20 protein-coding genes are annotated in these 20,556 nt (G+C 36.6%); 5 read left to right on the top strand and 15 right to left on the bottom strand.

What is annotated here, in order from left to right; all coding sequences use genetic code 11:
* Window positions 1–9 precede the first annotated feature (9 nt).
* Genes AS161_RS07055 through atoD form a run of 9 tightly spaced genes read right to left on the bottom strand, consistent with a single transcriptional unit; the run spans window position 10 to window position 7,865 of the window.
* Window positions 10–1,437 (bottom strand): DNA mismatch repair protein MutS, encoded by a 1,428-nt coding sequence (locus AS161_RS07055; RefSeq protein WP_164542282.1) that lies wholly within the window; start codon window positions 1,435–1,437, stop codon window positions 10–12.
* A 36-nt stretch (window positions 1,438–1,473) separates the two neighbouring features.
* Complete coding sequence (locus tag AS161_RS07050) at window positions 1,474–2,472, bottom strand: hypothetical protein (RefSeq protein ID WP_011993395.1); 999 nt, start codon at window positions 2,470–2,472, stop codon at window positions 1,474–1,476.
* Complete coding sequence (locus tag AS161_RS07045; RefSeq protein WP_164542281.1) at window positions 2,472–2,873, bottom strand: MaoC family dehydratase; 402 nt, start codon at window positions 2,871–2,873, stop codon at window positions 2,472–2,474. Before AS161_RS07045 ends, AS161_RS07050 begins: the two co-directional genes overlap by 1 nt.
* 14 nt (window positions 2,874–2,887) lie before the next feature.
* A complete protein-coding gene (gene ablA, locus AS161_RS07040; RefSeq protein WP_011993397.1) occupies window positions 2,888–4,156 on the bottom strand; it encodes a lysine 2,3-aminomutase in 1,269 nt (422 codons plus the stop codon).
* A 38-nt stretch (window positions 4,157–4,194) separates the two neighbouring features.
* Window positions 4,195–5,232, bottom strand: a complete 1,038-nt coding sequence (locus tag AS161_RS07035) for an L-erythro-3,5-diaminohexanoate dehydrogenase (RefSeq protein ID WP_164542280.1) — start codon at window positions 5,230–5,232, stop codon at window positions 4,195–4,197.
* A complete protein-coding gene (locus AS161_RS07030; protein WP_164542279.1) occupies window positions 5,229–6,056 on the bottom strand; it encodes a 3-keto-5-aminohexanoate cleavage protein in 828 nt (275 codons plus the stop codon). Before AS161_RS07030 ends, AS161_RS07035 begins: the two co-directional genes overlap by 4 nt.
* A gap of 25 nt (window positions 6,057–6,081) precedes the next feature.
* Entirely contained in the window at window positions 6,082–6,504 is a 423-nt protein-coding gene (locus tag AS161_RS07025) for a hotdog fold domain-containing protein (protein WP_164542278.1), read from the bottom strand.
* 55 nt (window positions 6,505–6,559) lie between these two features.
* Window positions 6,560–7,210: a 3-oxoacid CoA-transferase subunit B gene (locus tag AS161_RS07020; RefSeq protein ID WP_164542277.1), complete on the bottom strand. Its 651-nt coding sequence runs from the start codon at window positions 7,208–7,210 to the stop codon at window positions 6,560–6,562.
* Between the two features lies 1 nt (window position 7,211).
* The gene (gene atoD, locus AS161_RS07015; protein WP_164542276.1) at window positions 7,212–7,865 is read right to left on the bottom strand and encodes an acetate CoA-transferase subunit alpha; all 654 of its coding nucleotides are present in this window, start codon (window positions 7,863–7,865) and stop codon (window positions 7,212–7,214) included.
* Between the two features lie 298 nt (window positions 7,866–8,163).
* Between atoD and pgeF the strand changes: the two genes are divergently transcribed.
* Window positions 8,164–8,964: a peptidoglycan editing factor PgeF gene (gene pgeF, locus AS161_RS07010; RefSeq protein ID WP_164542275.1), complete on the top strand. Its 801-nt coding sequence runs from the start codon at window positions 8,164–8,166 to the stop codon at window positions 8,962–8,964.
* 37 nt (window positions 8,965–9,001) lie between these two features.
* The gene (locus AS161_RS07005; RefSeq protein WP_164542274.1) at window positions 9,002–9,673 is read left to right on the top strand and encodes an Mpv17/PMP22 family protein; all 672 of its coding nucleotides are present in this window, start codon (window positions 9,002–9,004) and stop codon (window positions 9,671–9,673) included.
* A 9-nt stretch (window positions 9,674–9,682) separates the two neighbouring features.
* On the opposite strand, the gene AS161_RS07000 is transcribed toward AS161_RS07005, so the two are convergent.
* The 3 genes from AS161_RS07000 to AS161_RS06990 are packed head-to-tail and all read right to left on the bottom strand — an operon-like array spanning window position 9,683 to window position 12,869.
* A complete protein-coding gene (locus AS161_RS07000) occupies window positions 9,683–10,633 on the bottom strand; it encodes an alpha/beta hydrolase (RefSeq protein ID WP_206518795.1) in 951 nt (316 codons plus the stop codon).
* Between the two features lie 8 nt (window positions 10,634–10,641).
* Complete coding sequence (locus AS161_RS06995; protein ID WP_164542273.1) at window positions 10,642–11,298, bottom strand: phosphatase PAP2 family protein; 657 nt, start codon at window positions 11,296–11,298, stop codon at window positions 10,642–10,644.
* Window positions 11,295–12,869, bottom strand: a complete 1,575-nt coding sequence (locus AS161_RS06990) for a PatB family C-S lyase (protein ID WP_241241353.1) — start codon at window positions 12,867–12,869, stop codon at window positions 11,295–11,297. The genes AS161_RS06995 and AS161_RS06990 overlap by 4 nt, the downstream gene beginning before the upstream one ends.
* Before the next feature lie 131 nt (window positions 12,870–13,000).
* Here AS161_RS06990 and AS161_RS06985 point away from each other — a divergent pair, with 131 nt between their 5' ends.
* Both AS161_RS06985 and AS161_RS06980 read left to right on the top strand, forming a co-directional pair.
* On the top strand, window positions 13,001–14,281 hold the full coding sequence (locus tag AS161_RS06985) for a hypothetical protein (protein ID WP_164542271.1): 1,281 nt from the start codon (window positions 13,001–13,003) through the stop codon (window positions 14,279–14,281).
* Window positions 14,282–14,285: 4 nt separating this feature from the next.
* Window positions 14,286–15,344 (top strand): SpoIIE family protein phosphatase, encoded by a 1,059-nt coding sequence (locus AS161_RS06980; RefSeq protein WP_164542270.1) that lies wholly within the window; start codon window positions 14,286–14,288, stop codon window positions 15,342–15,344.
* Window positions 15,345–15,348: 4 nt separating this feature from the next.
* On the opposite strand, the gene guaA is transcribed toward AS161_RS06980, so the two are convergent.
* The 3 genes from guaA to aglB all read right to left on the bottom strand — a co-directional run bounded on the left by guaA (window position 15,349) and on the right by aglB (window position 18,651).
* Window positions 15,349–16,917 (bottom strand): glutamine-hydrolyzing GMP synthase, encoded by a 1,569-nt coding sequence (guaA, locus tag AS161_RS06975; protein WP_164542269.1) that lies wholly within the window; start codon window positions 16,915–16,917, stop codon window positions 15,349–15,351.
* A 140-nt stretch (window positions 16,918–17,057) separates the two neighbouring features.
* Complete coding sequence (locus AS161_RS09385; RefSeq protein WP_277601798.1) at window positions 17,058–17,189, bottom strand: hypothetical protein; 132 nt, start codon at window positions 17,187–17,189, stop codon at window positions 17,058–17,060.
* A 37-nt stretch (window positions 17,190–17,226) separates the two neighbouring features.
* Window positions 17,227–18,651, bottom strand: coding sequence for a cyclomaltodextrinase (gene aglB, locus AS161_RS06970; RefSeq protein WP_164542268.1), 1,425 nt, complete (start codon window positions 18,649–18,651; stop codon window positions 17,227–17,229).
* Between the two features lie 174 nt (window positions 18,652–18,825).
* On the opposite strand from aglB, the gene AS161_RS06965 reads away from it, so the two are divergent.
* Complete coding sequence (locus tag AS161_RS06965) at window positions 18,826–20,373, top strand: Na+/H+ antiporter NhaC family protein (RefSeq protein ID WP_164542267.1); 1,548 nt, start codon at window positions 18,826–18,828, stop codon at window positions 20,371–20,373.
* The last annotated feature ends 183 nt before the right edge of the window (window positions 20,374–20,556 follow it).

Here is a 20,556-nt window from a genome sequence, read left to right as displayed (position 1 = left end):
CCTCTCCTTTTAAATTTTAATTTCTTTAACTAACCTCATTATTTTTTCATCTATATTGAGTAATTCCATTATCTTTATAGCATCCTTTGGAACAGTTGAATCGTCTGCTTCAATTATCTGATAATCTATGTAATCTTGCAAGTTGTTTATAATATACTCCGAATTACGATTGCTTTTATCTTTTAATAACTCCTCTTTTAGACCTTTTATCCTAAGTCTTCTTCTTGCTTGTATGTCATCGAAATGTGTGACGATGATTGTGTAAGATTTATTCTTTTCAAATATTTTAACTAAGGCGTTTACGATAATCGTACCTTCGTATGGATTTGTTGTACGAGCTGGCTCGTCTATTAAAATTAAACTTGTTTTCCCTTCAGTTTCTTTTAGTGCTTCGTTGATTAACAATATCTCCGCTCCAAATGAGGAAAGTCCGGAGAGTGGTTTTTGATTGTCTTCAGCTATTATTGAAATATTATCAACATAAGTTAATTCACAAGACTGAGCTGGTACAAAGAAACCAAGTTGAGCCATATATTGGATTAATGCAACTGTTCTGAGTACCACACTCTTTCCAGACATATTTGCACCGACCATTACCGTGACACCCGGAGTAATTTCTATATCAACTGGTTGATATGTTTTTCCTAATTTTTCAAGTTCACTTTTCAACTTTGGATTAAACATACCCTTTATTTTTATGCTTCTGTTTTTTTCTCTTGTAATCTGTGGGCAAGCTAACCCGAGCTCTTTCGCTAGTCTTGTTTTTGTAAGTATTACATCAAAGTATTTTATCTTCTCTATCGATTCGCTTATTATATGGTGGTAATTTGACAATCTTTGGCTTATTTCTTCCAAAATCATTTTTTCAATTTGGCTTTCTTTTTCTGTAAGTGCAAGTATTTCGTCTTCACAAGTATTTTCGCTTTTCAACAATTCTCTTTTTTTCTTTCTTATCTCCGCAAGTTCTTTGCTGTATGCGTCGTATATGTAAAAAGTTGGCATTCTCAAACCTTCTGGATCTAATAAATCTATAACATCCGTTAATTCTGGTGGCACAAATTTTTTTGGAAGATGATTTTTTATCTTTTCGCGTATGTTATCGACAACAAGTACGTAATTCTTCAGCTCAAAAAGTTCTATTTCATCCAAAATTTCTTTATTTTTTATACGCTCAAACGTGTGTGATACGTCTAAAACACACTCAAGATTATTGAGTATATCCTCTAAGAATTTTTCATTTTGAAAAGTTTTGATAAGTTCTTCAACGTCACTATGATGAGTAAGAATGTTTTCAAAACTCAGTGGCACAAGATGTTGAAAATATTTTTGCCCATAAGGTGTTTTTGGGTCAAGCAATGATTTTATGTAGTCAAATCCAATGAGTCTTTCAAAATCTTCCCGTTTTTTGGGAATCGTCGTTAAATTTGTGTAATTCACCTTCTCACCTTCGAACTTCGAATTTCACTTTGAGTCTTACTTTCGGACATCTATTATTGGTATATCGCTTATATACTCTTTCAGTTCGTTTATCAATGTCTCCGAATCAAGAATATATCCATTTGGTGAAACGGGGTTAACGGTTATCCCTATTATATTTGTCTTTGCTAACACTTTTATGTTCGGTTTGTACTTCACAAAACTATCGTATGTTACAAATATCTTTGTGAAGTCACGCACTATTATCTCTTTGTCTTTTATCAATTTAACAGCGTTATCAGTAAGCGCTCCTGGAATGTATATTGCCTCAAAATTATCACCAATCGTTTCCTTGATTTTTTGAATGTTCAATACAGAAGTTAACTCTGTTTCTTTCCATTCGTTGTTTAGTTTTATACATATATTCTGTGATTTTTCGAGAACTTTACGACTTTCTTCGTCAACTTGTGGAAGGTTACATAGTGTGTAGATATACCTTGTGTGTTTCACTATCTCCCTTTTCTCGATAGAATATGCCGCGCCTGTTGCCAATACTATACTATCCGCAATTGACGGATTACCTTGGCTAAAGCGTGAAAGCGCACCATCTATTACGACTATATCGGTGTAATTGCTCAGAAATTTTACTATTTCTTGCATCCAATGTGTCGATTGTGGGCCTGAAAGGATTATCTTTCCCTTTTCAAGAGCCCTCGCTATTATTAATCTACCAGTTGGGGTTGATTGCTTTGAAACGTGTATAATTTCAGAGAGTAACTTCTTTTGTTTGAAAAAAACTTCCGTTGTTGTGTACAGAAAATTTTCATCAACATACACGGACGGTTTGAGGGTTCCAAATACAATATCTTTTTCCTCACCGTCCGTGCCTATTGATGTTAATCCTATTTTTCTTTTGGATTTTATATTTTCAACCACAAAGTTGAGTGTCTCAGTCTTTCCAGTGTTTTTTTCTAAACCAATAATGGCTAAAGTTTTAGAATTTAAGACAGCGTTAATGAGTTTTCCTTTATCTTCGTTGAATACGTCGGATACCATTATATTTTCACTAAAGCCTCTCCCTCGATAGCACTTTCGCCATTTTCTTTAACAACAACGGTGTCAAGCAATATTCTCCTTTTATCTTTATCTATTTCTTTTACTATGAGTTTAACCGTTACTTCTTCGCCAACGTAAACTGGTCTTTTAAACTTTGCATTTTGCATTAAGTATATTGTCCCAGCGCCCGGGAATTCTGTACCGAGTACTGATGAGATTATTCCAAGTGAAAGTATGCCATGTGCTATCCTTCCACCAAATATTGTATTTTTTGCGTATTCTTCATCAAGATGCACAGGATTCTTATCTCCAGTTGCTTCAGCAAATAATTTTACCATTTCATCTGTAACTATTCTCTTAACTATATATTCCTGACCAATGTAGAAATCGTTTATATCCATATATCTCACTCCTCTTATTTGCCTTTCTTTTCCTTCCATTCTTTTATTCTTTCATGTCTTTCAAGGTGTGCGGGCTCGATACTTATTTTCTTATCGGTGAAGAGTGAAGCAACGCCTGAGAATTTGTATTTTTCTCTGTATTCGCTATCATCAACGTCGCTTTCCGTGTCTTCTGGTTCATGGTATGCGACGATAACACCTTCGTAGTTTCTCAGTATGACTGTATGGTCCGACATTGATATGACGTAATTAGGCATAACTCTTATCTTTCCACCGCCAGCTGGCGCGTCAACAACAAACCATGGAACGCAGAAGCCTGATGTGTGACCAATCAGTGCTTCCATTATCTCAAGTCCTTTTTTAACAGATGTTCTGAAATGAGTTAAGCCTTGTGAAAGGTCACACTGGTAGATGTAGTAAGGTCTCACACGGATTTTAACGAGTTGGTGAACGAGCTCCATCATTATGTAAGGACTGTCATTTATACCTCTCAGTAAAACAGATTGATTCCCAAGGGGTATTCCGGCATCTGCTAACATTTCACATGCTCTTGATGATTCTGGTGTTATTTCTTTTGGATGGTTAAAGTGTGTATTTATCCAAATTGGATGATATTTCTTTAACATGTTTGTCAGTTCAGGCGTTATCATTTGTGGCAGCACTACTGGAGTTCTTGTACCAATTCTGATGATTTCAACATGTTTTATTTTCCTCAATTCTTTGAGGATATATTCTAACATCTCAATTCCAACGAGCAAACCGTCTCCACCTGATATGAGAACGTCTCTCACTTGTGGAGTTTCTCTTACGTATTCAATCATCGCATCAATTTCCTGTTTGGTTCTTGCCCTATCGTGTTGACCCGCAAATCTTCTCCTTGTACAGTGTCTACAGTACATAGAACACATATCAGTAACTAACATGAGTACACGGTCTGGATATCTGTGTGTAAGACCGGGCACTGGTGAATCTTCATCTTCGTGGAGTGGATCCGTCATATCCCATTGCGATGTGAAAAGTTCCTTCGCAGTGGGTACTGCCTGTCTTCTAATTGGACATTTTGGGTTGTCTGGATCCATAAGGCTTGCATAATAAGGTGTTATAGCCATTCTTAGTGTCTTGAGCGCGTTTCTCACACCTTCTTCCTCTTCTGGTGTGAGGTTAATAACTTGCTTTAACGTGTCAACGTCCATTATCCTGTTTCTAATTTGCCATCGCCAGTCGTTCCATTCTTCTTCTGTCACGTTTTTCCAAAGGGGAATGTCTTTAAAATACCTTGCCATCACGAGCACCTCCAAAAATTTGCCTAAATTTGTCTATTTTATACATATAATTTTTCAAATAATTCTCTTATTTCCTTTGATTCTCTCAGTATATTAAGCGCAACTTCAGCATGCCCTTTTGTGTATCCATTTCCTATTATCATTGTCACATCTTTTCCAACACCTTCCGCTCCAAGTGCGGCTCTCGTAAACGAAGTTGCCATACTGAAGAAGTAAACTATACCTTCGTCTTTTGTTATAAGTATCGATGACATCTCGGTTGCTGGCACGTTGACGTTGTTTATAACAACATCACAGTATTTACCACCTGTAACTTCCATTACCTTTTGGTATACTTCAACAGGTTTGGTCGCATCGGCAATTATCACATGGTGTGCCAATTTCAAATCTTCAATACGCTTTGCATTTTCAGGTGAGTATTCAACGACTATGACCTTTCCATCCTTTCCGACAGCTTTCATAGCTTCGTACGCACAAAGTACACCAGATTTTCCACCGCCACCGATTATACAAACAGTCATCCCCGGTTTAACGAGTTTTTGTGTTTGCGCTGGTGCGCCCGCTACATCAAGAACGGCAAGAGCTAATTTTTCTGGTATATCATCTGGCAACTTGGCGTAAATACCGCTCTCAAAGAGTATAGCTTTTCCCTTTATATCAACCTGGTCTGTCTCCACGTTGACTTTTATAATCTCATCGATTCTTAGCGGAGTTAAAGACAAGCTCACAAGTGTTGCTATCTTATCTCCGACTTTTAAATCTGTGGGAAAGTCTGGACCGATTTCCTCGATAACACCGATGAGCATTCCACCGGAACCGGTAACTGGGTTTTGCAACTTTCCACGTTCTTGAACAATTTTTAATATGGTATCTTTAATACATTCAACGTTGCCATGGCATGACTCTTCAATTTGCGTAAAACTTGCGGAATCGACGTTGAGTGTTTTCACATCGATAAGCATTTCATTTCTGTATATTTCCATGTCGTTGTCTATCTTAAGTGCTGCTTGTGGGAGTGTACCTTTCGGTTCGATAACTCTATGCGTGCCAAATGGGCAACCCTTTACATTTTTCATTTATCTTCCCTCCTAATGCCGAGAATTTTCCTTGCTTCATCTGGAGTTGCAATTTCCCTTCCAACTTCGTGTGCAATTCTCACAATTCGCTCTACCAATTGGGCATTTGATGTGGCAAGTTCACCTTTTCGGTAATATATGTTATCTTCGAAACCTACCCGTACATGACCTCCCATAACGATGGCATGTACGGCTAACGGTAATTCGTATCTACCTATACCGGCAACTGACCATGTACAGCCTTCTGGTAATTTGTTGACTAAGAAAACAAGGTCTTCTATATTTCCAGTCATCGCACCAGGTACACCTAATACAAAATCGAAGTGTAAAGGCAATTCAAGTAAGCCTTTCTTCACAAGTCTCAATGCGTTTTCTATCATTCCAGGTTCGAATACTTCTATCTCGGGTTTTATTCCTTTCTCTTTCATACTCATGGCTAATAGTTCCATAAACGATGGTGAATTCATGAATACGTCATCGCCAAAATTACATGAACCAGCCGAAAGAGTTGCCATTTCTGGTTCTGCGTCAAGACATTGGATTCTTTCTTCAGGTTTATGCCAAACTGCCCCACCTGTTGAAAATTGGATAATGATATCGCAACCTTTTTCTCTTATCTTACGTTTTATCTCAGCGTAAACTTCTTTAGACTGTGTTGGAGTGCCATCCGGAAGGCGTGCGTGTATATGAGCAATTGATGCGCCAGCTTTCCAGCACCTGTAAACATCTTCCGCAATTTCGTCTGGAGTTATAGGTAAATTTGGTTGTTGTTGTTTGGTTACTTCAGCGCCTGTTACAGCAACGGTAATTATAAGCTTTTCCATATTAGCCACCTCGCAGATACTTTATTCATTTCTCATGTTTATATCTTTGCTTCTCAATTGGTACAACACAAGTTCCACTTGCTTTGCAGACTAATATGGGTTCTTCAAGTACCTCCGCTGCACTATCGTTTATATCAGGTCTTGACCTTATTACTTTGTACGCTTCGAATTTCATTTTTCTCGAAGTTCTGCCAACTTCAACAATTTCACCACGTGCTTCTATGTAATCTCCTGCATATACCGGTGCAAGGAATTCTACGTTATCGTATGCTCTGAACAAACCTTCATCTCCATCAAACCTGATAAGAAGCTCTGTTGCCACATCTCCAAAAAGCTGGAGCATCTTCGCACCATCAACAAGATTTCCACCGTAGTGTGCATCTGCTTGGCTCATTCTAAGTCTAATCACAGCTTTTGGAAATTCTCTGTTATCTGAATTATTTGACATTACATTCACCTCCAAACCTTTCTGCAGGACTCGAAAAATCAAATCAATTGTTTTCTCAGAATCTTCTGAGATTTTCGGAAACTATTAACTTTGCTTCCGTTAATTTAATCACTTCTTCCAAAGTGGTTTCTTCTGCTATTTCTTCGAGTACTAATCCTTCGTCTGTAGGTCTTATCACGGCTAACTCGGTTACCACTAAGTCAACTCTTCTTATAGATGTTAATGGTAATGTACATTTTTTAAGTATTTTTGGTTCGCCTTTAGCGGTATGCGTCATTGCGACAATAACTCTCTTTGCACCTGTTACTAAATCCATTGCGCCACCCATACCTGGAATCATTTTGCCGGGTATCATCCAATTTGCCAAATGTCCTTCTTCGTCTATTTGCAATCCACCAAGTACAGTTACATCGAGGTGTCCGCCTCTAATCATCGCAAAAGAAAAGGCGCTATCAAATGTCATGGCTCCCGGTAAAGCTGTTACAAAGCCTGCCCCTGCGTTTGTTAAATCTTTATTTTCAAAACCTTCTTCTGGTTCAGGTCCCATTCCTATTATTCCATTCTCACTTTGGAAGAACACATGCACTCCTTTTGGTATATAATTCGCAACCAACGTTGGTAAGCCTATACCAAGGTTTACCAGATCTCCTTCCTTTAGTTCTTGGGCAACTCTTTTAGCTATTTTTTCTTTTGGATCAACTGGCATATCACTTCACCCCCGCTACGACAACGTAATCTATTAATACACCGGGTGTCCTAACTTCGTTTGGTGCTATTGCTCCTACAGGAACTATTTCTTCAACTTCGACTATGACCAATTCTGCCGCCATAGCCATAAGTGGATTGAAATTTTCCGCTGTAAAGTTGTATACCAAATTTCCATAGTAATCACACTTTTTTGCTTTTATTAAAGCGACATCCGCTTTGAGTGGTAATTCGAGAAGGTACTTTTTCCCATCAATCTCTATAATTTGCTTGCCATTTTCAACTATTGTTCCAACACCAGTCGGTGTTAAGATTCCACCAAGCCCTGCCCCTCCAGCGCGCACGCGTTCTGCTAGTGTTCCTTGAGGTACGAGTTCAACTTCGAGTTCACCAGCTATCATCTGTCTTTGGGTTTCTGGGTTTGTCCCAATGTGTGAAACAATGACTTTTTTACAGAGTTTATTTACAATCAGTTTCCCAATACCACGTTCTGGAGTCGCAGTATCGTTTGCTATGACTGTAAGATTGTCTATTCTATTTTCAACGATTTTATCGATAATGCCTTCAGGTGTGCCAACACCTAAAAAACCACCAATCATAATCGTCATTCCTGGTTTTATAAACTTAATTGCTTCGTCGTGGGTTATGACTTTCAAGGTAAATGCCCCCTTTCATTCTGTAATAGTTTTAGTAGTTTAGAAAAAAGATTTTTCCAATATTCAGTATAACACTATTACCACTTTATTTCTAATGTTAACGGTGCAATTAAAAAAATGCATTCAAAAGCATAGAAGAGATTTAAAGAGCTATAGCCGAGAAAAATTACATTTTCATAGCTTAAAATTACGTCTTTACACATCCAAAAAGTCTTTGGAAAAATTTGAAATAAGCAAAAAAGAATGTATAATTGTTTTGACTTTTATGATTGCTTTTCTAAAACGCGGAGGTGACCAGATGAAGTTTCATGTTGGGAATTATATTCTAAAAGAAATTGGTGGTACGATAATAGCCCAATCGCCTATGTTTTTGCAGTTCGAAGGCATCGAGCACTTATTCACTACACGGATAATAAAGGATGACGAAGCCAAGAAAGAGTTGGGCGAATTGGATATGTCCGTTAAAAATGATGAATTTCCTAAACATTTTGAGTTTTTAACCAAATGTGTCAATATTTCACCTCAAAGATGTGTATTTTCTCATCAAGTCCATAGCAAGAACGTCAAGGTTGTTACATTGGAAGATATTGGTGAGCCTTATTGGGAAAGGAAGCTAAGAGAAGTTGATGGACTTATCACAAATGAAAAAGGATTGTTTCTTGTAACAACTTATGCGGATTGTATGCCGATATTAGCTTACGATCCAAATAATGAGGTTATAGGTGTTGCGCATTCCGGATGGAGAGGGACGTTAATTGAAATTGCGAAAGAACTTATTTTGAAAATGAACGAAGAGTTTAATTCTTCTCCGCAAGATATATTCGTTACAGTTGGACCTTCCATAGGACCAGATAGTTTTGAAGTGGGCGAAGATGTTGCTGAGAAGTTTTTCTTAAAATTCGGTAGGGAAGTTATAAAAGAATTTGGGAGCAAAGTTCACGTGGATCTTTGGAAGGCTGTAGAGCTGACACTTAAGTCTGTAGGAGTAGAGCACATCGAGTTCTCCATGATTGATACTTACAAACACACAGAGTATTTTTACTCTTATCGAAAGGAAAATACAAAGAAAAGGTTTGCGGCGATAATTGGTTTGAAATAGTTGATTTGAAAATTACATAGTTTGAGGGGGGAGCATTTTGAAAAAAGCGGATATATTTTCCATACTTTTCTTTATTCTTTTGGCCTTCTTGCTCGTATACGATAAAACAAGAGCTGCGTACTTAATTTTTAACGCAGCTCATCCGTATATATTAGGTTTTCTTAAAGTTGGAATACTTGCAACCTTCGGTGAGATATTAGCTTTAAGGATAATTAAAGGTCATTATGTAATGCCAGTTGGCTTAATTTACAGGTTTATAGTTTGGGGATTTCTTGGGATAGTTTTTGTTGCCGTTTTTGAATTATTTGGAAGTGGTACCACAGCTTTACTTGATAAAAACTTGCTCCCATATTATTCAAAAGCAAGAAAATTTTTCCAAGCGTTTTACACAAGTGTACTGATGAATTTAATATTTGCACCAACGTTTATGGCGTTTCATCGTATAACAGATGCGTATATTGATTTATCCGAAGGGAAATTATCTAAAATGTTCGAAATCAATTTAGATAAAGCCCTATCGTACATCGACTGGAAGACATTTGCCAATTTTGTGGTCTTGAAGACCATTCCGTTTTTCTGGATACCTGCTCATACTGTGACGTTTTTACTACCATCGTCTTATAGAGTGCTTGTTGCAGCGTTGTTATCGGTAGCTTTGGGTGTTATACTCTCATTGAAAAAGAAGGCAAAGAGTGTGTCTGCGAGATAAATTTAAACTCTATACGGCTTTTTCCATAATTATATTGTTTAAAAACTTCACCGTATTTCTCGAGATAAATCTTCTGAAAAGATACGAAGATTTGTGTCCAGATGGAACTATGACTTTTTTAGCGTTTGGTAACAATCTAAAAAGTCCATTTGATGCTTGTGAAGGGATAACTTTGTCAAATACACCTTGGAACATCAAAACTGGTTGATTAACAAAAACAGCGTACGATATTGGATCGTAATGGAAGCAAGTGGGCTTAAGTTCGAATATTTGTTCTATTGACTTGAGTGCATGTACTTTTTTTCTGCTTTCTTTTCTTAATTCAATACACTTTTGTTCATTTTTGCAGCCCCATTCGTTGCTGTACTTTGCGTAACCTTGTCTTACAGGTTCCACGTAAGGAGAGTACCAGTTTATCCATCGCCAATCACCGCCGGTAAACGCGAGTACACCGGCGTCAAATCTTTTGTCTAATGCCAAAGTCATAGTGGTTATCATTCCACCGAAACTGAAACCCATAACGCTTAAAGGCAGTCTTCGCAAGTGTTTGAAAGATTCATCGCTTTCTAACAAATCCACAGTCCTTCTAACGTCTTTTATAGCTTGATGAAACCTTACTATACAATGAGCTGGTGAATGGTGAAAGAATGGTTCGCCACCTTCCCATTCTGGTTTCGCACGTTCCGCATGGTATGGGTGGATTACAAAGAATGTTTCGATGCCCTCTTTTGCAAAATGTTCACCAAACCACATTAGATAAGGAATATGACCGTTTCCGATACCATGCAGAAAAATCATCTTCATCCATGGATTCTGTGCATGGTATTGATAAACGTAAATTCTCTTTGATTCAGGTATATCTGGTTCGTAAACAGTATCAAATGTCAGAAGTGTATAACCTTCTTTCTCTTCCTTCTTTAAGTTGAATGGGATAGTTTTATCGTATTCGTATATGTACATTTTAAATTTTATTCCCCCTTTCTTGCATCGTAAAATTGGCTTCCTATGTTATAACCTATCGAAGCGCCAAACAACACATCGGAAGACCAATGATTGTTGGACCAAACTCGTTGCAACGAAAATACGACTGGAATTGCGTACCATATATCTCCGAATCTTTTGGCAACAGGTGTAAAAATAGCCCAGCTAAGTGCACTGTGTCCCGAAGGGAATGATTGGTAATCACGGTTAAGATTAAATGGTTCAAAAACAAACGCACCTAAATTATTGTAAGGTCTTGCGCGACCTATGAGAACTTTGATTAAAGCGGTTAACCCGGCACTTACGGCGAAGCTTTCAACAACTGTAAACGCAGTGTAATTATCAAATGGATAGATTATTAACGCTGTAGTCAAAGCAAGCAGCGAAAATTCTAGGGTATCAAAATTATCTAAAAAGTTTAAAAATGATGATTTGGGAATAGATTTGTTTACATGTTCATCGAACAAAAAAGACAAACCACTTAACATGGTGAGTGGCTTGGTTATAAAATCGCTATTGTAAATCAACTGATTTAAGTCGTATTGAGTTTCATCAATGAGATTAAAATCGGTAAAGTTGGCAAAAGCCGATGCAAATGTCAATAAAAATAATATTACCATGGTTTTTGATGTTTCCATTCTCATATTCTTTTCTCCATTCTTACATGTGGTATACCGGCTTCGTAAAATTCTTCCCCAACTTGTCTATATCCCAGCTTTTCATAAAAGTCTTTAACTTGTTTTTGAGCGTTCAGGACGATCTTTTTATTCTCCAAACTTGTTAGAAATCTTTCAATGTGTTCCATTATCGTCTTTCCATATCCGTACCCACGATAATTCAAAAGTACAGCAACACGTTCTATTTTCCAGTAATCTCCTGTATCTCTTGCTCTTGCTACTGCTACAGGCTTTGAGAAGTGCTTCAAAATAAAGTGAATGGCTTCTTCATCTTTTCCATCCATTTCAAGTTCTTTATCTATGTTTTGTTCATTTACGAATACTTCCTCTCTTATATTACGACATATCTCAAACCTTTCATCTGGTAATCTAAATGCCTCAAATTCCAAGGCGTTGTCATACGCTTTTTTCATTCTTTCAAGTCCATCATTTAACAAACTCCTAGGACATGCAAAATTGAGTCTGACACAATTTTTATCACCAAACTCTGCACCATCATTTAAATAAACGCGTGCGTTTTTTAAAAAGAATTCGTGTGGATTTTCCAAGTTAGCTTTTGAACAATCGATCCACATAAGATAAGTACCTTCTGGAAGTGACGGCTCAAGAAGTGGTAAATTCCTTTTTATATATTTATAAGCGTAATCTCTGTTATTTTTTAAATACTCAACTAACTCATCGACCCATTCAGGTGAATTGTAAGCAACTTTCAATGCCTCTAAGGAAAAAATATTTCCAATTAAGAGCTCAAGGTTTTCGATGTAATTTTTATAAGCTTGCCTTAAAGTTTTGTCTGGAATAATTCCGTATGCATTTGGCAATCCAGCTATATTAAACGTTTTCCCTGGAGAATTCAGTACGATAACATTCTCTTTTGCTATTTTTAAAAAGCTTGTGAATTTGGAAGGTGTGTAGACGATATCACCGTGGATTTCGTCAGATACGATTATTAAATTATATCTCCTTGCTATTTCGTATAACTTTTCGAGTTCTTCAATACTCCACACTCTTCCAACTGGATTATGTGGGTTTGAAATGATTATCATTTTCGTTCTATTATCTATTGATTTTTCAAGATTTTCATAATCTATTAGCCATTTTCCATCTTTTTTGATAAGTCTATTTTCAATTATTTTTCTACCGTTGTTTTCAACTACTCTGAAAAAAGGTGGATAAACTGGTGGTTGTATGATGACTTTGTCTCCGGGTTGTGTGAATATATTTATTACGAACGATATCATAGGGACAACCCCTGGACCATTAACAATCCACTCTTTTTCGATTTCAACCTCGTACCTTGACTTGTACCATTTAATGATTGCCTTGTAATATTCTTCCGAGCGGTACGTATAACCAAAGATGCCGTGATTTGCCCTATCGATAAGTGCTTTTATAATCTTCTCCGAAGTTTTAAAATCCATATCTGCAACCCACATAGGAAGTATATCTTCACCGTGCATATTTAAGATCATATCCCACTTAAAACTATCTGTTCCCCTGCGATTAACAATTTCATCGAATGAAGACAAAATGAACACCCCCAATAGGAAATTATTTATAGGAAATTATTAAGAAATTGAACTCTAAATAATATTATAACACCTTTTAAATTCTCATGTGTTATAATTAAATAAACAAGTTTACGTAATACCTAAGGTAGGTGAAGTTTATGAAAGTTCCAAATTTTACCTTTTGGTTTATAATAATTGTCTTTGTTATAGGTGGATTAGCCATATACGTTTACGAACATTTTAGATACTCCCCTTTTGCGCTTCAAGTTGATTTTGAGGTCGTAAAAGAGTATATTTACGATAGACATGTGGAGTGTTACAACCCAAATTTCAGAACCAAATTTAGAACACGAAATGTACAATTTAACTCACGTATGACACCCTATCAGTTTGCTGTGAATGTAGCACCTGTTTTATCGGAATTAAATGACGGTACGACGCGTATAGAAATACCGATTAGGCGTGTTGATAAAATTCTGCCTTTAAAATTTAAATACATTGATAATGAGGTATTTGTTTACGAGACAAATTGTGAAATTCCAGAAGGTTCGAAAATAATCTCGATAAACGGCGAACCTATTGATACAATTCTCGAAAGATATGCCAAACTTTACCCAAACCTTAGCGAATTTGAGGCAAAATACGCATTTGTGGAAAAGTTATTGACATATTATTTAAAGATAATCGATGCCAATTCTATTCAAATTGTTTATAAATCTCCACAATCGTCCGTTCAAAAAACGACTTATTTAAAAGGAATTGAAAAGTTCCAAGAAAAAAGAAACATAATTGATTTGATAAAATTAGACGAATCGTTAGTTGTTAAAATCAATTCATTTAAAATTTCATCAAAAGAAGATATGCAATACGTAGCGCAAAAAATGGAAGAAATTGCTGGTGAATCATCTGATTCTTCCATCACTATTTTTGATTTACGTTACGCTTCAGATGGTGATGAAACAATTCCATTGGCAATTATCTCCATGCTCATTTCTCAGCCTGAAAAACTCTATCAGGAACTCTATGTTAGATACAGAGACCATCTTGTTAAAAAAGACCAAATCCCCATACAACCAGATGAGAACCAATTACCTGGAAAAGTTTATTTCTTGGTTGATAAGACTTGCCTTTATACTCCTCACAAGGTTCTATTAAGCTTTTTTGCAAAAAGTGGAGAAAAGAATAATAACGTTACTATAATTTCATCAGATAATGAATACAATTTCCCAAATGTCTTTTACGTCGATGAAATCGTAAAAATTCTCCCAAACACGAAAGCACATTTAATTATTCCAACTGGTAAAGTCTTGGCTAATGATATTCCTGATATCCAAATAAATGAAGATTTAAAACTAACTTGTGAAGAATTAATTAATTTGGATTCGTACAGAATTTATTCAGAGAAGATAGCAAAGATAATAGAAAATATAGGAAGGTGAATATATGTATAAACTTTTAAGTTACTTAGAAAAAGAGAATGTCATTAATTTTCTTATGGATTTAAATATACCTGCTTACATTGTCTCTAAAGATAGGGTAATTGTATTTTGGAACAAAGCGGCTCAGAAATTAACAGGCTATTCACCAGAAGATGTTATTGGGAAACCGTGCGCTAAACAGGTGCTAAATCACGTTGATAGAACGGGAATACCAGTTTGTTCAACGGAACTATGTCCGCTTTACCAAGCAATAAAGAATGGTATTCCAGTTCAAGTGCCGTTTGCTGTTTACGGTTTAACGAAAAGTGGTAAGCGAAGGCCGTTTTCTGTTTTTGGTATTCCAATTAAACCTGATGGTGAAGTTATAGGAGCTATAGAACTATTTTCTGACGCGGAAAAGATGGATAATGATATGTCCCTTGCGATAAAAATTCAGCAGGCATTTGTACCACAGGATATGGATAACGTTAAGTTTTTCTACAGACCATCCGTTGGGCTTGGTGGAGATATGATTTACTTTAACCCACCATGGGTTGGTATAATAGACATCAGTGGTCACGGTGTTGCGGCTGCTCTTGTTAGTATGTTGCTACGAACAATCTTTGACATCGTACTTTCCTTTGATCCACCATTACATGGTGTACCATTTTTGATTGAGAATGAATTGAAAAAATATCAACTTGAAGGTATATACTTCACAGCGATATTTGGAAAACTCGAAAATGATATATTTAAGTTCCTTGATATTGCTCACCCTTCACCGGTGAATATCTCAAAAAAAGAAATATTAAGTACAACTAACATTCCACCTATTGGGTTTGGTTTTTCTGAAGATTATACTGAAGAGGTTGTAAACGTTTTCAACTTATCTGATGGAAAGTTGCTACTGTACACCGATGGGATAACCGAAGAAAAAACAAAAGGTGGTATGCTTACAACCGAAGGGTTAGTTAACTTAGTAAGTCCTGACGACAATTTAGAGATGATATACCTTAAAGTGCTAAAAGAAAGAACGTCCCCCTTACAGGAGGACGACGTAACGATGATTCTCTTACAGAAATAGTTTTTTATTCCCATTCGATTGTTGCAGGTGGTTTCGATGTGATATCGTAAACCACTCTGTTTACTCCTTTTACCTCGTTGACAATTCTTTTCGCCACATGGTTTAGAAAATCGTGTGGTAATTTTGCCCAATCCGCTGTCATACCATCTTCACTTGTTACCGCTCTGAGTGCGATAACATTTTCATATGTTCTGTAATCTCCCATAACTCCAACACTTTTAATCGGTAATAATACGGCAAATGCTTGCCAGACTTTGTCGTAAAGGTCCCATTTTTTAAGTTCTTCTATGAATATGAAATCAGCCTCTTGCAATGTTTTTACAGCTTCTCTTGTTACAGATCCGATGATTCTCACAGCTAATCCTGGACCTGGAAATGGATGACGTTTCAAAATACTTGACGGTAAGCCAATTTCTTGACCTAACATTCTTACTTCATCTTTGAAGAGATATCTCAGTGGTTCGATAATTTCGAATGGTAATTTCTCTGGTAACCCACCAACGTTGTGATGTGTCTTTATCTTCGCACCGGCTTTTCTTTCGGCAACTTTACTTTCGATAATATCCGGATAGAGTGTTCCTTGAGCTAAGTATTTGATATCACCATACTTTTCTTTTAATTTCATTGCTTCTTCATAAAAAACATCTATGAACGTGTGACCAATTCTCTTTCTTTTTTCTTCCGGGTCTTCCACACCATCTAACACCTCCAAGAATTTCTCGGAGGCATCAACATAGTGTATATGTATGCCTATTTCTTCGAATTGTTTAACTACTTCGATACATTCATTTTTCCTTAGCAGTCCCGTATCGACGAATATCGGTATAAATTTGTCTGGTACTGCTTTGTGAAGTAACATGGCTACAACCGAAGAATCTACACCACCGGATAGCCCAAGTATAACTCTTCCGTCTATTTTTCTTCTCAAATCTTCTATTATCTGTTCGGCAAGGTTTGATATCTTCCAATTTGGATTGAGTTTGGCTACTTTCTTTAGGAAATTTTCAAGAATCTGCTTACCAAATTGAGTGTGGGCAACTTCAGGATGGAATTGTACTCCATAAAATCTATCGTCGATACTTCTAACAGCTGCATAAGGTGAATTTTCACTTCTAGCTATAACTTCGAAGTTTTCAGGTAAAACTTCCACTCTATCTGAATGACTCATCCAAACTGTGAAAGAGTTCGGTAAATCTTGGAAGATTCCAACATGTTTGATTACATTTAACGTTGCTGGCCCATACTCTCTATGAGTTGATTTTTCTACTTTCCCACCAAGTTGGTGAACGATTGCTTGTAGTCCGTAACAGATACCGAGTACTGGAAGATTGGAATCGAAAACATACTGAGGTATTTTTGGTGCATTTTCATCGTAAACGCTGGAAGGTCCACCGGATAGAATAAATGCGACAGGTGACAGTTTTTCAACATTCTCCCAAGGCTCATCGTAAGGCAACAGTTCGCAATAAAAACCCAACTCCCTTACTCTTCGAAGGATAAGTTGAGTGTACTGGGATCCAAAATCAAGCACAACGACTGTTTCTTTTTTTTGGTTTCTCTTTTCCTCTGACATACTTTTCCCCCCACGACAAAATATTCGGTGTATTTGGTGTTTTGTATTTTGAGATACAATACTTTTACCACACACCTCTTTAATTTTCAACTTAAGTCTTCGTTAAATCTTTGAAATTATTTTTAATTTATTCCCGTTTATCATGGATAGCCTTTCAGTCTTATTGACAATAAAAACTGCAATTTCGTTAAAATCATCACTATGACAATGAGAATGATGAGCACAGCGACAAGTACACTTCCTTTGCGTAATCCCCTACGCCCCTTGTTCACTGAAATTCCCCCATGGAAATATATATTAAATTAATAATCAATAAATTCTTTTATATTGGTTGTAATTACCTTTGGTTTTATTTGTTGCCTTGAGTATTCTGAAACCTTTGGCTGGAACATTTATTCTTAGTATTCCACCAACAATCCAAAACTCTTCGTTGGTGAATAAGTCAACAAAACACGTACCAGCAAGGAGTCTTCCATCAGGTACAGAAAGAGCGATTTCTTGCTTTTCTGATTTGTTAACAACAACTATAACATCATCGAGTACATACGGTGCTTTTCTTAAAAAGGCTAAAGGTTCATCGTTTATAACTTCAAATGTTCCTATTTTAAGAGCAGTCTCTGTTTTTCTTATCTTGATTAGCTTTTTGTAAAACTCTCTTAAATCGTTGTCCCATTGTTTTTCATCCCATATCATACCAGCTCTATTTTCTGGATCCCAACCGCCTTCCATACCAATTTCACTTCCGTAGTAAACAAAAGGTACACCGGGATAAGTGAATTGTAGGACTATCGCGAGTTTCCTTAAATCTTTATCTGGCAAAACGGTTGCAATCCTTTGAGTATCGTGACTATCCAACATGTTCCAACAACCGTAAATATTCGGTGTTTTATCGTAAGCGCTTTGAAGCGCGTAACCGATGTTTTTAAGATTACCATTCAACCAGCCAATTACACTTTCCCTGAAATGATAATTCATTATCCCATCAACCACTTCCCAATTAGATGGAAAATTCCATGTTTCCGTTACAACATACTTTTCAGTTGATACAGATTTTGCTCTTGATGTTATAAGCGCATTATTAACGTATCCAACATCGAATCCGACATCCAACCTCCAACCATCTACTCCCATTTTCAAGTAATGCTCCACAACATTTAATAAATATTCTCTAACCGGAGTTTCTTCCCAATTCCATTCGGGCATACCATCAACGTTTTGCCACGCCCTGTAACCATTTTTATAAAATGAAAATTTAGCTAAATGCTCTTTTTTACCTCTAAGTGCACTCTTAAACCATTTATTTTCTTTACTCAGGTGATTAAAGACACCATCAAGCATAACTCTAAATCCATTTTCTTTTGCTTTTTTTAGGTAATACTTGAACGCCGCTTCACCACCGAATTGGGGATCGATTTTCATATAGTCTATAATATCGTATTTATGATTAGAAGGTGAGAGGAAAATTGGAGTTGTATAAATCAAATTTACGCCAAGGTCTTTCAAATAGTCTATCTTTTCAGCAATTCCCCACAAATCTCCGCCGTAGAATTCAAAACAATGCTCAATATTCGGCTTATGTTTTGGTAATGTGTTCCATTCAACAATTTTTCCACCTCTTTTTGTGTAAAGATGTGCTTTATCATGCACTGTTTTTCCTTTACCTATTGCAAATCTATCTGGAAAGATTTGATAAATCACAGATTCGTAAACCCAACATGGGAGTGGATAAATCATCTGACATAGCTCCTTTCCATTATTTTATATTTTCTGATAACTTTGAAATTTCATTCATGAAAATTATAACATACAGATTAAATGTTACAATATAAATTCAATCGCGCTGTTTGAAAGAAATTATGTTATAATGTACCAGATTTCTTATTTATTTTATTTTGGGAGGTGTGGAGGATGCAAGGTACAGCTTGGTCTATATTGCCACCGCTTGTAGCTATTGTTCTCAGTTTCATCACCAAAAACGTTCTTCTTTCTCTTTTCCTGGGTATATTCACCGGTGGGTTACTCTTGAGTTCTTTCAACCCAATGGCTGCAGTTGGGTATTCGCTTGACAAAATTATAGGTTCTATGGCGGATGAATGGAATGCTAAACTTCTCCTTTTCAATTTGTTAATGGGAGCGGGTATAGCTTTTATATGGAAACTCGGAGGCAGTATGGCTTTGTCAGAGTGGGCAAAGAAACGTATAAAATCAAGAAAGACGGCTAATGTAACCGCATGGCTTCTTGGAATAATTGTTTTCTTCAATGATTACATCAATGCCGCCATTGTTGGAAATGTTACAAGAGATATATTTGAGGAACATAAGATATCAAGAGAAAAATTGTCTTATATCCTTGACTCTACCTCTGCACCTGTGGCAACATTCTTTATTTCTGATTGGATTGCATATCAATTATCTATGATTCAAAATGGTATAGATGCTGCGGGAATAAAGGATGTAACTCCTATAAAAGCTTTCTTTGGAAGCATACCGTTTAACTTTTATTGTATTTTTACTGTTTTATTTGTTGGATTAATTGCTATTACCGAATGGGATTTTGGTCCGATGCTCAAGGCAGAATTAAGGGCGAGAAAAGAAGGAAAGACATACAGAGATGGGGCAGTGCCCATGCTTAACGTTGATTTCGAACTTGGGGAACCAATAACTAAAAAACCTATGATACTGACGTTTGTTTTACCTATCGTTGCTCTCATAGGAGTAACTCTCTGGGGATTTTATTATACAGGTGCAAAAGCCGGTGGAACAACTTTGATTGAAAAGTTAGGAAACGCGGATGCGGCAACTGCGTTGCTCTGGGGTGCTTTCGCAATGGTTATCACAGGCATGTTAATTGCTGCAGGATTTAGACTTATGAACGTCTCTGAAATGATGAAGACATTCCTTGATGGTTTGAAATTAATGTTACTCGCATGTGCTATACTTGTACTTGCATGGTCAATCGGAAGTGTGACAAAAGATATGGAGCTTCCAAAATTTGTAGTTTCTATGATAAGCGAAGATGCTTCATTTGCTTTGGTACCAAGTATAATCTTTGTAGTCTCTATGCTTATTTCCTTTGCAACAGGCACATCATGGGGAACAATGGCAATTATGACACCTCTTGCAATACCGATTGCTTACAAAATTACTGGTGATGCATTTTTCTCTGTTACAGTAATGGCTGGAGTTGTTTTCGCAGGTTCAATATTTGGTGACCACTGTTCACCTATATCTGACACAACTGTTCTCTCCTCGATATTCTCTGGTTCGGATCATATGGATCACGTGAATACGCAAATACCATACGCAATGACAACAGCACTGGTTTCACTTTTCTTATACTTAATTTTCGGTTTTTCAAAAATTTCAGCGTTTGTGCTCATACCAGTCGGAATTGTAATACTTGTTATCTTATCAAGATTGCTTCATATATCAAGTATGAAAAAATACAACATGTAATCTTTAAAAAAAGAGGTTCTGAAAGATTTCAGAACCTCTTTTTTTACATTATATCTCTTTTACGTTTTCTGGATTGTGGTATAATTCAATAGGTATAGAATACAAAGCATAGCGTACTTTTGTGCATAATGTGTACACTATGCTTACAAAAAAGAAAACAGGAAAGAAAACTTAGAACGTGGG

The sequence above is a fragment of the Fervidobacterium sp. 2310opik-2 genome (assembly GCF_011057735.1).
In the GTDB taxonomy this organism is placed as follows: Bacteria; Thermotogota; Thermotogae; order Thermotogales; family Fervidobacteriaceae; genus Fervidobacterium; species Fervidobacterium nodosum.
The sequence above is the reverse complement of the archived record's forward strand: the minus strand, read 5'-3'. Positions and strand labels throughout refer to the sequence as shown.